Here is an 11,481-nt window from a genome sequence, read left to right on the forward strand (position 1 = left end):
GCTGACGACCCAGTTCCGACGTGATCGAGCCAAAAAGCTCGGGATCACGATCAGCAAGGGACTGGGTGAAAAATCCGTCTGAACGATGCGGTGCATTCACTGGTCATATCTCCTTATAGAGGAACGCAACGCAGCCACGGCTGCGTTGGACGTCATTTTGTGATGTTTGAAGGTGGCCTCAGATCACGCGGTCCCGAGGTTCGCGGCCTTCGAAGAAATCGCTCAGGTTGTCGAGAACCCGAAACCCCATCGCCTCGCGCGCTTCGCGGGTCGCGCTGCCCAGATGCGGCAGCATGACGAGGTTGTCGCATTGCAACAGGTCCGGGCTGACACGCGGTTCACCATCGAATACATCCAATGCAGCGCCGCCGATCATGTCGAACATCAACGCCTGGATCAGGGCCCATTCGTCGATCACTTCGCCCCGTGCGGTGTTGATCAGAAATGCGTCAGGCTTCATCAGGTCAAGCCTGCGCGAATTGATCAGATGACGGTTGGCTGCGCCGCCCGGACAGTGCAGTGAAACGAAGTCACATTGCGGCAGCAGGTCGTCTATGGTGTCCACCTGCCTCGCATTGCATTCGGCGAGAACATCGGGCGATACGGCGCTACGGTTGCAAACCAGCACGTCCATGCCGAACCCGTGATGCGCACGGCGCGCCATCTCCTGTCCGATACGGCCGTATCCGATGATGCCCAGTGTCTTACCGCTGACCTTGGTTCCGACCAGATGCGTGGGCCGCCATCCTGTCCACTTACCTGAACGCAGCTCGCGTTCACCCTCGCCCGCCCGACGCGCAACCATCAGCAGAAGAGTCATGGCGATATCGGCGGTGCATTCGGACAAAACATCGGGCGTGTTGGTCACGGTCATACCCAATTCGCGTGCCGATGGCTCGCAGATATGGCTGTACCCAACACCGTAATTGGCAAGAATCTTCGTCTGCACACCCGGCACATCCAGTGCCTCGGCGCTCAGCGTGTCCGTTACGGTGGGCAGCACTGCGTCATAGGATTTCAACGCTTGCCGTATTTCAGCCGGGGACATGGGTTTGTCGCCGGTGTTCAAAACGGTGTTGTAGTTCTCGGCCAGCTGCGCCTCGACAGCAGCGGGCCAGCGACGGGTTACCAGAACCGAAGGTTTGACCATCACGCAGCCTCCATCACACGGGCGATCGTCTCACCGATCACGGCAGGGTTTTCGGCCACGGTGACACCTGCGGCGGACAGGATCTCGACCTTTTCGCTGGCGCTTTCGCCGAAGGCCGAGATGATCGCACCCGCGTGCCCCATGGTACGGCCTTTCGGAGCGGTCAGACCAGCGACATAGGCGATCACGGGTTTGGATATGTGGTCGCGGATATATTCGGCGGCTTCCGCCTCCTGCGGGCCTCCGATTTCACCGATCATGGCGATGACATGCGTGTCTTCGTCGTCTTCAAACCGCTGAAGGATGTCCTTGAAGGATGAGCCGTTGATCGGGTCACCCCCGATTCCGACACTGGTCGAAACGCCGAGACCGCGCTCTTTGAGCTGGGCCGCCGCCTCATAGCCCAATGTCCCCGAGCGGCCGATGATCCCTACATGTCCGGGAAGATAGATATGCCCCGGCATGATGCCCAACAACGCCTTTCCGGGCGAGATGGTGCCGGCGCAGTTCGGACCGGTCAGAACCATGCGCTTTTCTTTCGGATAGCGATACATGTACCGCTTCACCCGGATCATATCCTGTGCCGGAATGCCGTCGGTGATGCAGACGCAATAGCGGATGCCGGCATCTGCGGCCTCCATGATCGAATCCGCGGCGAACGGGGGCGGAACGAAGACCAGGCTGGCATCGGCGCCGGTGGCTTCGACGGCCTGTTTTACGGTGTCAAAAACCGGAACGCCTTCGACGGTTTCCCCACCCTTTCCGGGCACGACGCCACCCACCACGTTTGTGCCATAGTTCAACATGTCCTTGGTGTGGAACCGCGCCATGCGCCCGGTGATGCCCTGCACGATGACACGCGTGTCACGATCGAGAAGAATGCTCATTACACAACCCTCATTTTGGTGCCTTGGGTAAGGTCGTTTTTCCACGCGCCCACAGCGCGTTCTGCCGCCTCCATCAGCGTCGTGGCGCGAATGATCGGCAATCCGGATTTGGCAAGGATCTTCTGGCCTTCTTCGACATTCGTACCGGCCAGCCGCACGACGACCGGAATATCGAGGTCAAGTTCCTTCAACGCCTGCACGACACCTTCAGCCACCCAGTCGCAGCGGTTGATACCGGCGAAGATGTTGACCAGAATGGCCTGAACATTGCCATCCGACAGAACCAGCCGGAACGCCTTGGCCACCCGTTCAGGCGACGCGCCCCCCCCGATGTCGAGGAAATTTGCAGGCTCGCCGCCTGCCAGCTTGATCGTGTCCATGGTGGCCATCGCCAGACCGGCGCCATTGACGATGCAGCCGATATTGCCGTCGAGCCCGACATAAGACAGCCCGCGATCCGCAGCGCGGCTTTCGCGCGGGTCTTCCTGGCTCTTGTCGCGCAGTTCGGCGATCTGGGGGTGGCGGAACAGAGCGTTGTCGTCAAAGCTCATCTTGGCATCCAGCGCCAGCACCCGATCATCACCGGTGATGACCAGCGGGTTGATTTCAACCATCGTGGCGTCGAGATTGCTGAAGGCGGCATAACAGCCCTGCAACGTCCGCACCATTTGCTGGATCAGTTTGGCTTCAACCCCAAGATTGAAGGCGATTTCACGGGCTTGAAACTCCTGAAGCCCGACGGCAGGTTCCACGATGGACCTGACAATGCTGTCGGGGCGGTCGGCCGAGATATCCTCGATCTCCATCCCGCCTTCGGACGAGGCGACGATCATCACCCGCTGGCTGGAGCGGTCCAGAACAAAGCCAAGGTAGATTTCGCGATCAATCGGCACGGCGGCTTCGACATAGACACGATAGATGCCTTTGCCTTCAGGACCTGTCTGATGCGTGACCAGTTTGCGACCGAACAGATCATCACAGGCCTTGTAGATTTCATTTTCGCTGTTGCAGAGCTTGACCCCTCCGGCCTTGCCGCGCCCGCCCGCATGGACCTGCGCCTTGACAATCCATTTGTCGCCCCCAAGTTCGCGCGCCCGATAGGCCGCCTGTTCGGGACTGTAGGCAAGCGCGCCCGCGGGCACGTCGACGCCGAATTTCGAAAGAACTTCTTTCGCCTGGTATTCGTGGATATCCATCTGATGTGCTCCTGTTTACGCAGCTATCGAAGTGCCGTAACGGCTTTCCAGCAGAGCTTCGATCGCGTCCTGATCGACCTCTCCGCCCAGCTCACGAATGGCTTCGGCGAACAGGCGTACGATCTGGCTGACGGCCTCGCGATTCAATTGATTGAGTATGCCGATGCGCACCTGCACCGGTTCGCTCAAAGTGGGCCAGATGCCAAACCCGCGGGCGCGGCAGTTCTGCACCAGTTCCATCTCGCGGCCAGAAAGCTCGGAAGGCAGGTTGAGCACGATCAGGCTGGGCATGTCCGAGGTGACCTCGCACCCCATCTCGGTCACCGCGTCCCGAAGAACCTTTTCATGCGTCCGGTAAGACATCGACCGCTTGGCCAGACCTTCCTGCAAGGTCAGGCGCAATGACTCGTGGAACGCCGCCACCGCATATCCGGAATGGGTCCGGTGGTAGGTGCCCTTTTCCACGTCCTGCCCATCGACGATGCCCCAGTGACGGGCCTCGAAGATCGGATTGTGCACATAGGTATAGGCACCTGTGGATTTCAGCGCCTGGATATAGGCATTGGTAAAGCTGACAGGGGCATAGGTCAGCGGCAGGCAGCACAGGCCTTTCTGCGGACAGGAAGCCCAACCTGCCACACCCGGATAGTCATCGATCGAAAAGTCTTCGACACCCAGTGACGAGACCGCATCGACCAGCCCCATCGCCCCATGACGTTCACACGCGTCCGAGAAACCGCGCAGATCGTTCACCCTGCCCGATCCGGTTTCCCAATGCGCCATGAAGGCCCATTTCGGCTTGTGTTCGGCCAGAGTGGCTTCAACCAGTTCAGCCGTCACCGGCTGGCCATGTGGAACCTCGACGACCGTGACGCTGGCCGCCTGTGGGTCAAGCGGGCTGGCCGCGTGCTCGGCGGGCGTTGCCGCCTTGATCCGCAGCGTCAGCGCGTCGATCCCCGAGAATGTGCCGTTGGTGAAGGCCACAACCTTGTCGCCCGGCATGACGGCCGAGAACATGGTGTCCAGAGCGCTCCAGCCGGTACCCGCGACAGCGAATGTATAAGCGTTTCCAGTGCCCCAGATTTTCCGCAGCATGTGCTTGCATTCGATCATGCCCCTGAGGACATCGCCCTGCATGTGATCGGCGACACCTGCGCCGGCGAAGGCTTTCAGGACACGCACATCCGTGTTGCCCGGCCCCGGCCCTGCGGCAAGGGTCTCGGGAATTTCGAGCGGAGGGAAAATCTGAAAGGTCATGGCTTGCATCCTCGGCTGTTGGCCGGGCATTGCGGCCTGATGTGTTAAGATGTCGACCAGAAAACGCGAGCTTGCCCAACGGCGCAACGTAACTTACTACTGCTTTTGGATGTCTAAAAGTATGGGGTTTTACCCACCCGTATTGGTAAAAATACCAAGGTATACCGAAATTAGCCCCATCCTTTTGGGTGGTTTTTTAGAAAGTCAGGGCAAAATCATATGGTTGAAACATCGGGCAAACCCATCGACGTCATGCTTGCTGACAGCAATCCGCTGGTTCTGTCTGCCATGTCGGAGATATTCGAACGTGATCCGCGATTCTCTCTGGTTGCCACGTCGGCGACGGCAGAAGGATTTCTGGGAACGGTGATGCGGATACCTGTTCAGGTCGGCGTCGTGGACTGGACGCTTCCGGCCCTGGGCGCCGCCAAATTGATCGAAGTGTTGCGCGATCAGGCCGATGCACCGCGCTTTGTCATCTATGGCGATGCCTCCGGAGATGTTCCGCGATTGGCCATGCAGGCGGGTGCCGCTGGATTTGCTGCCCGCTCGGGCGAGGTTGACGTGCTTCTTGAGACCTGTGCCGAAGTGGCAGCAGGTAAGATGGTGTTTCCGTTCATCGACGTCCGGAAAATGAAACAGGATCCGATTCAAAGCCTGTCGCGCAAGGAACGCGCCATTCTGGAGGCCTTGGCGCAGGGGATGTCGAACCGGGAACTGTCCAAGGAACTTCAGATATCCACCAACACGGTCAAGTTTCACCTGTCAAATATCTATGAGAAGCTGAACGTCAAAAACAGAACACAAGCCATTGCGTTTTTCTATTCGTCCCATCGTGGCGCGGACTAGACGAAAAGAACAGAGAGCCCGGATGACTGAAATCAAAATAAACGTTGTCGGTGCCGGGCGGGTCGGCAAAACGCTGATCCGCCTTCTGGATGGCACTGATGGCTGCCGTATCCAGGATGTTCTGAGCACGTCTTTTCAGTCGGCAAATGAAGCCGCCCGATTGTCCAGAACCGGGCGCGTTGCAGCAAGCTATGCCGATTTGCGACCCGCTGACCTGTGGATCATATCAGTGCCCGACACGCAAATCTCTGCGGTGGCCCACGAATTGAAAGAGGCCTTCGAGAACCAGGAAATAACCGGGAAGCCTTCAGTGGCGTTCCATTGCAGCGGCTATTATCCCGCCGATCAACTGGCGCCGTTGCGCGGCCTCTCATGGTCTCTGGCCAGCGTTCACCCCGTCCTGTCCTTCGCCGATCCACAGGCCGCTGCCGCGCAATTCAAACAGGCGTTGTGCGGGTTGGAAGGCGACGAAGACGCCACAGCGTTCATTCAGCCGCTTTTGGAAGGATTGGGAGCCACCTGTTTTCCCATCCGGTCTGAAAGCAAAAGCCTGTATCATGCGGCCGCGGTGATTTCGAACAACTTCGCCGTTGTCTTGCAGGCCATCGCCCGCGAGGCGTGGGCCGAGGCGGGCGTGCCGGACGAAACTGCCCGCAAGCTCAACGCTGGTTTGTTGAGCAGCACAGTCGAAAACGTCAACCTTCTTGGCCCGCAAGCTGCCCTGACCGGTCCAGCGGCAAGAGGGGATAAAAAGGTCGTTGCCCAGCAGGGCGCGGATGTAGCGGCGTGGCACCGCGACGCAGGTGAAATCTACAGGCAAATGAGCCTGCTGGCGCAGAAGCTAAAGGCAACCGGTTTCACGAAGTAATCGCCAGATCCATTGCTGGAAAGCACTTTGGAACCTGCGCTCGAAACGCGTCGCGGACAAGGCGGGCCCGCGCGTTTCTTTTGCGAATCCCTGAAACATGTTACGTTGGGTCAACTTTCAAGATTTGTTTTTTTCCTGGCACCCAGTTTCTTGCAGCGCTTTCCAACGAGGTGACTTCATGTCCGACTCCAGCAGTGAGCCCCCGCGCATTACGCTGTCCCTTCCGTCCTCTCGACCAAATCCCACGATCTCGGCGGAACTCTCAGGATCGGCCGGTTTTACTGCTGACAGCATTGACGATCTCAGGCGCGTCGAAGCCGAGAAGCTCAAGGCGTTGCGCCGTGGTGTCGGTATCGACCTGTCCGCCGAGGTAATCAACGATCTGGTCGATCAGCGCGTGCAGGCCACTGGTGCAGTCTTTCGACAGCTTGAAACCATTCGCAAGGATCTGGCCGACGGATTTCTGGGCGCTGTCGTCCCAACCCTTGCCCCGAAACTGCGCGGAGAACTGATCAATCCCGACGGCACCCCCGCCGAGCGGGTAATCGTTGAAGCGCTGCGCCCCACCTTTACCGCCAATGAAGGTATCGACAACGCGGATTTTTCCTGGGCTGTAAAAGCCGCCGTTACGGATGCGCGGGGCCTGTTTTCCCTTGATCTGCCCAATCTGCGGCTGCCGCAAAACGGCCTGAGATTGCGGATCCGCGGGCAGAACACCACTCTGACCGAAGCAGTGCCGCGCATTGACGCATTGGATGGCGAACTTGGTCTCGTGGTGCTGGATCGCACTGTCCTCCCTTTGCAGCGCTCGATCCTGGGTGAGCTGGCCGATATTCTGCCGGTAGACCCCGAGGATGCGGAAGAAAACATATCCGACTTCACCGGCACGCAGGCCCCTATCGTACTGGGCGAAGGTGACTGCGCTTCGGAATACCGAACCGAAGGAGGCACGGTTTCCCGGCGGCGTTATTCGGTTCTCTATCGGCTGATCGACCCGCTTGTCGGGCCGAAAAACATCGTTCGTACCCGCCCCGTTGGCGGCAATCGCTTTGTCACGACAATCCCGGGCAGCACATTTGCGCAGGCCAATCTTTCTGCCGAAACACTTTTGAACGCTTTCAACAATGACGGCGGAGACTGGGATTTTCGCGACCGGATTCCAATCGACGAGCCCATTGATGTAGAGGATTTCTTCGAAGATCTTGAGCAGCGCCCGCAGGATGTGCCAAAGGCCTCCAGCCTTGCGCTCGGCTATATCGCCAAGATGCGCTCGACCGCCGTTCACGCCGGAATGTCATTGGGGCGTCTGGTCTATTCCCTGCCGCTTGCCCCGGGCGAGGAACAGCGGATCGTCGTTTCGGAACAGCGCGAAACCCTGACCGTGCGCGAACGCGAAAGCCTGACCTTCGAGGAACAACAGGAATTCGAAGAAGCACGCGACACTTCCTTCAACAGTACGTTTGAAACCGCGCTCGATGAAGTGATCCGCGGTACGTCCTCCTTCTCGACCAAGGCGTTCACAAAAAGCTTCGGGGGGGCTGGTGGCATTGGTGGCGGTTTGTTCGGCGGCATCGGGGCCATAGTGGGCGGGGTCGGTTTCAGCGGCGCGCGTTCCAGTTCCAACTCGTCAGGCAGTTCGTCCAACACGCAGAACACGTCACGCGATTTTCTGTCCGACACGCACGAGACATTCTCGGCCGCGCTGGAACGGGCCGCTTCGGTCAAGCGAAGTTCGGCCCGAACCAGCGTTCGCACAGCCACGGCAAGTGATCGGCGGACGGCGACAACAAAATTCGTGGCCAACCGCAACCATTGTCATGCAATGACGATGCAATGGTTCGAAGTTCTGCGCGACTTTTCCTTGGAAACGCGGATCGAAGGGGTGCAATTGGTGGTCTTCGTTCCTATGCAGCTCATCCGCTTTCGCCGCCTGGGGCAAGGCGATCAATTGCCGGGCAATGTCAACCGTTCAGGATTGCTGCATCGATACAAAGTGATCCTGCGCCACGCAGACGTTTTCCGCCGGGTGTTCCGAAACCGTCGCAGGTTCCGCACCGCGCTCAAACTGCTGGAAGAGTTTTATGCGGACAAGGACGCGACACCGCAAAATGCTCCGGGTGTCGCTCAGGACATCGTCAGCTTCGAGGCTCAGGGCACTTTCATGCCCAATGATGACATATCCGCGGTGATCTTCACGCAGGATGGCGACCGCGTTGGGCCAGTGCCCCTGACCGGATCGCCGATCGATATCGACAACCTGCATGACTTGCCTGCCGAGACACGTGAAAACCTTCTGGTTCGGCTGGCTGACGCGCGCCGTGATCCAACGAAACGGCGGACTTATACCGGATCCGTGGCTTTGCCCCGCTCGGTCGAACGTTCGGACATCGCCCGCGTCGAGTTGCGCAGGCGGACGGGCTCTTTTGCCTATTCATTCTATACCGGCCCCGACCCGATCAACATCTTCAACATTTGGGAACATATCTCGAACCTGGAAGATGCCGATGATCTGGATCGCGCCACGCGCAACATCAACCGGAGCCTTCACACGACGATTTCAGGCTCGGATTTCGACGATCTGGTCGGCGCGCCTATGATCAGCGAGTTCGAAGCGCGCATGAACGAAGACGCACAGACCATCGTTGACGACAACACATTCCAGGCATTGCCTGCAACCCTGCCCTATTCCGTACAGGAAGTGCCGGACGTGCTGTCGCGTCGTGATCTGCGGCGGATCGAAGAAATGTATCAGCATATCGTGGCCGATACCGTTCGCTATTCCCGCGTGATCTGGGCCAGTATGACGGATGAAGAACGGGCCATCCTGCTGGAACGTTTCACGATTGGCGTGCCGGATGGCGGGTTGGATGACGCCTCAAGCGAAATATCGCTGCTCAGCACGGTCCAGAACAAGGTGCTGGGGTTCTATGGCAATGCGATGATCATGCCCTTCTCAATCCCGCCCGATCTGGCCGACAGAATGGAGATGCGGACCGGCGACATTCAGGACAGTCTGCTGGCCTTCCATCGGGAAGACTTCCGGCCACCGCGCCGCACGATCTCGCTGCCGACCCGGGGGCTGTTGGGCGAGGCCGTTCTGGGCCGCTGCAATTCCTGCGAGATGATCGACCATCGCCGCTTCTGGAACTGGCAGGACAGCCCGACGCCACCCCCAGTTGGTGACACGCCGGTCCTGCCCGCGGACAGTGATGCAATCTTTGGCACCCGTGCGCCATCGGACCTGCCGGCCAATCAACCTTCGAACACGCTTACCATCGCAGGGGGCGACATCGGCACAGGCCAGGCCGTGCCCACTTCGCAACTGGCCGAGATCCTCAAGGCCGCGCCTGATCTTGCACGGGCGGGAACCGATCTGACGGGACTGAAAGAGTTGCAGGCGCAACTGGCCCTTGAAACGCAATCGGTCGCCGCCGGTCGGGACAAGGCCATAGACACGGCGACGGATCTGACCAAAGAGCTTGTCGGCAAGGCCACTGAGCTTGCCGGCAAGGGCCAGGAGATCGCCGCGGCCCGCAAAGAGGAAGAAGCCAAGAAACAAGCTGCCGAAAAGAAAAAGTCAGCTGCCGACAATGCCGCAAAGATCAAGGGGTTTGAGGATATCGCCAAGAACGCCTCGGGAGTTTCTGCGCTGATCGGCGGGCAACCGGATGGCAACCGGGCGGCCTTCACGCAAAACCTGTTCAAGGATTTCCCCGGCGGTGCCGCCGCTCTGGCCAATCCCTCCAACACGTTGCTTCTGGCCAAGCTTTTCGGGGCCTTTACCAAAGCCAATACGGATGCGGATGACGGCAGCGCAACCAAGGCCGGCAGCCAATCCGTTCTGGATTTCCTCAATGGCCTGAGCGCCCCTGCGGAGGACGACGATGAGTGACACCAGCACGAATGCAACCGCCGAACCCGGCATCGATGAAAGCCTTGCCGAGGCCATCATCAATATTCTCGAAACCACCAATTCTCCGGCGATACAGCGCGCCCGAGAAGTGATTGCCCACAGGCTTGCCATCGCAGGCGACATTGCCCCATCCCGCATCCCTGCGCCGCGCAATATCACCGAGATCGGCGGCTACATAAATCTGCTGAGCGAGTATGGAGAGGCCGAACAGCGCGCGCGCATGATCGCAGCCGCTCTGGGCATAGCGGGGCCGCAGATTTCGCTGCCACAGCCCGGTGCCGTTCCACCGCTGTCCTTTGTCACCCGTGATGGCGCCCGACCTGCGGGGCCACAACAACCCAGCTTCCCGTTGACCTATACGATCCGCAGCGACTTTGTTCCGGCCTTTGACAATGCGGTGCAGGAAATCACGATCCGTGGTGGCGCGGTTCCGATTTTGACACCTGTCAGAACCCTGCCTGCTGCGGGGTCTGCTCCCGCAACAGACGGCTCTGCGCAGCTGGCTCTGATCGGCCGAACACTCAGCCTGGCGCCAACTGCGGCTTTGCACGCCGTGGCAACCGATCCCCTGTCGCTCAGCCGCCCGACTGCTGGTGGCGGTTTCGAGGTATTGGTTCGGGTCATCGACGCTGCCGCTCCGATTGCCGGAACCATCGCGGCGGCGGACTGGACCAGTTGGGAATGCGATGCCACTGCCTGTACCGAGGTCGACAGCAATGATGCGCGCTTTGCGCTCACGCCGCTGCTGAACGCCGCCGGGTGGCACCAGCCCGCTGATCCCGGCAATCCGACCAGCCTGTCAAATCCCGGAACCTGGGCTGAATGGCGCAATATCACCGGGCTTGTGCCGGGCGTCACGCGGTTTGCGGATGAGCTGCAACTGCTTTATTCCGCTGAAATGCTCATCACCTCACCGGTCTTCAATCAACTGGACAATGTCTGGACAGGAAACGAGTTCGCCGCGCCATAGCGCGGCTGCCTGAAATGCAGGAAAGTGATTTGGCAGAGCACCCTTCATGAGGTTCAATGCATTCAGGAGGTCAGCCATGCAAAACCCGGAACGTTTCGAGAAATTCTATTTCGCCAAAGTCGGCATGGGCGAAGCCTGTGGCTGTGCCGAGCGGATAATCGACGTGTTTGAATTCAACCGCAAAGGCGGTGCGCAATCCAAGCAACCTGTGAAACAGGTCAGACGCAGACGCGGATCCTTTCGGGCATGGGCGGTCAAATATGGGCTGATGAGCCGCAGGCGCACATAGCCAAGGCCTGACGACGCACTGGGCTTGCTGTCGGATTCATGGCCAGGCTCAGGCGGTGTGATTGCATTTCTGAAACCACCATGTCCGGTTGCCACGAGAACA

The 11,481-nt window shown here is 59.3% G+C and carries 9 protein-coding genes; 5 read left to right on the forward strand and 4 right to left on the reverse strand.

The genetic code is table 11. The features are described 5' to 3' along the window. Positions 1–178 precede the first annotated feature (178 nt). The 4 genes from AC2FFD_RS21295 to AC2FFD_RS21310 are packed head-to-tail and all read right to left on the reverse strand — an operon-like array spanning position 179 to position 4,490. Positions 179–1,150: a 2-hydroxyacid dehydrogenase gene (locus AC2FFD_RS21295; RefSeq protein ID WP_496874074.1), complete on the reverse strand. Its 972-nt coding sequence runs from the start codon at positions 1,148–1,150 to the stop codon at positions 179–181. Further along, entirely contained in the window at positions 1,150–2,037 is an 888-nt protein-coding gene (sucD, locus tag AC2FFD_RS21300) for a succinate--CoA ligase subunit alpha (protein WP_257601332.1), read from the reverse strand. Before sucD ends, AC2FFD_RS21295 begins: the two co-directional genes overlap by 1 nt. Continuing rightward, complete coding sequence (locus AC2FFD_RS21305) at positions 2,037–3,233, reverse strand: malate--CoA ligase subunit beta (RefSeq protein ID WP_170347444.1); 1,197 nt, start codon at positions 3,231–3,233, stop codon at positions 2,037–2,039. The genes sucD and AC2FFD_RS21305 overlap by 1 nt, the downstream gene beginning before the upstream one ends. A 15-nt stretch (positions 3,234–3,248) precedes the next feature. Then, the gene (locus AC2FFD_RS21310; RefSeq protein WP_496874075.1) at positions 3,249–4,490 is read right to left on the reverse strand and encodes a pyridoxal-phosphate-dependent aminotransferase family protein; all 1,242 of its coding nucleotides are present in this window, start codon (positions 4,488–4,490) and stop codon (positions 3,249–3,251) included. A 219-nt stretch (positions 4,491–4,709) separates the two neighbouring features. On the opposite strand from AC2FFD_RS21310, the gene AC2FFD_RS21315 reads away from it, so the two are divergent. The 5 genes from AC2FFD_RS21315 to AC2FFD_RS21335 all read left to right on the forward strand — a co-directional run bounded on the left by AC2FFD_RS21315 (position 4,710) and on the right by AC2FFD_RS21335 (position 11,379). Further along, positions 4,710–5,339 (forward strand): response regulator transcription factor, encoded by a 630-nt coding sequence (locus AC2FFD_RS21315; protein ID WP_254439985.1) that lies wholly within the window; start codon positions 4,710–4,712, stop codon positions 5,337–5,339. A gap of 22 nt (positions 5,340–5,361) precedes the next feature. Continuing rightward, the gene (locus tag AC2FFD_RS21320; protein WP_496874076.1) at positions 5,362–6,207 is read left to right on the forward strand and encodes a Rossmann-like and DUF2520 domain-containing protein; all 846 of its coding nucleotides are present in this window, start codon (positions 5,362–5,364) and stop codon (positions 6,205–6,207) included. Between the two features lie 178 nt (positions 6,208–6,385). Beyond that, complete coding sequence (locus AC2FFD_RS21325) at positions 6,386–10,099, forward strand: hypothetical protein (RefSeq protein ID WP_257601328.1); 3,714 nt, start codon at positions 6,386–6,388, stop codon at positions 10,097–10,099. Further along, positions 10,092–11,090 carry a hypothetical protein gene (locus tag AC2FFD_RS21330; RefSeq protein WP_496874077.1) on the forward strand — a complete coding sequence of 333 codons (999 nt, stop codon included), beginning with the start codon at positions 10,092–10,094 and terminating at the stop codon, positions 11,088–11,090. Before AC2FFD_RS21325 ends, AC2FFD_RS21330 begins: the two co-directional genes overlap by 8 nt. A gap of 76 nt (positions 11,091–11,166) precedes the next feature. After that, the gene (locus tag AC2FFD_RS21335) at positions 11,167–11,379 is read left to right on the forward strand and encodes a hypothetical protein (protein ID WP_496874078.1); all 213 of its coding nucleotides are present in this window, start codon (positions 11,167–11,169) and stop codon (positions 11,377–11,379) included. Positions 11,380–11,481: the final 102 nt, after the last annotated feature.

The sequence above is a fragment of the Ruegeria sp. YTSC002 genome (genome assembly GCF_059609845.1).

Excerpts from the sequence above, each read along its gene's own strand:
- sucD (WP_257601332.1), bottom strand. The coding sequence starts at position 2,037 with ATGAGCATTCTTCTCGATCGTGACACGCGTGTCATCGTGCAGGGCATC.
- AC2FFD_RS21310 (WP_496874075.1), bottom strand. The coding sequence starts at position 4,490 with ATGACCTTTCAGATTTTCCCTCCGCTCGAAATTCCCGAGACCCTTGCC.
- AC2FFD_RS21320 (WP_496874076.1), top strand. The coding sequence starts at position 5,362 with ATGACTGAAATCAAAATAAACGTTGTCGGTGCCGGGCGGGTCGGCAAA.
- AC2FFD_RS21335 (WP_496874078.1), top strand. The coding sequence starts at position 11,167 with ATGCAAAACCCGGAACGTTTCGAGAAATTCTATTTCGCCAAAGTCGGC.
- AC2FFD_RS21330 (WP_496874077.1), top strand. The coding sequence starts at position 10,092 with ATGAGTGACACCAGCACGAATGCAACCGCCGAACCCGGCATCGATGAA.
- AC2FFD_RS21305 (WP_170347444.1), bottom strand. The coding sequence starts at position 3,233 with ATGGATATCCACGAATACCAGGCGAAAGAAGTTCTTTCGAAATTCGGC.
- AC2FFD_RS21325 (WP_257601328.1), top strand. The coding sequence starts at position 6,386 with ATGTCCGACTCCAGCAGTGAGCCCCCGCGCATTACGCTGTCCCTTCCG.
- AC2FFD_RS21315 (WP_254439985.1), top strand. The coding sequence starts at position 4,710 with ATGGTTGAAACATCGGGCAAACCCATCGACGTCATGCTTGCTGACAGC.
- AC2FFD_RS21295 (WP_496874074.1), bottom strand. The coding sequence starts at position 1,150 with ATGGTCAAACCTTCGGTTCTGGTAACCCGTCGCTGGCCCGCTGCTGTC.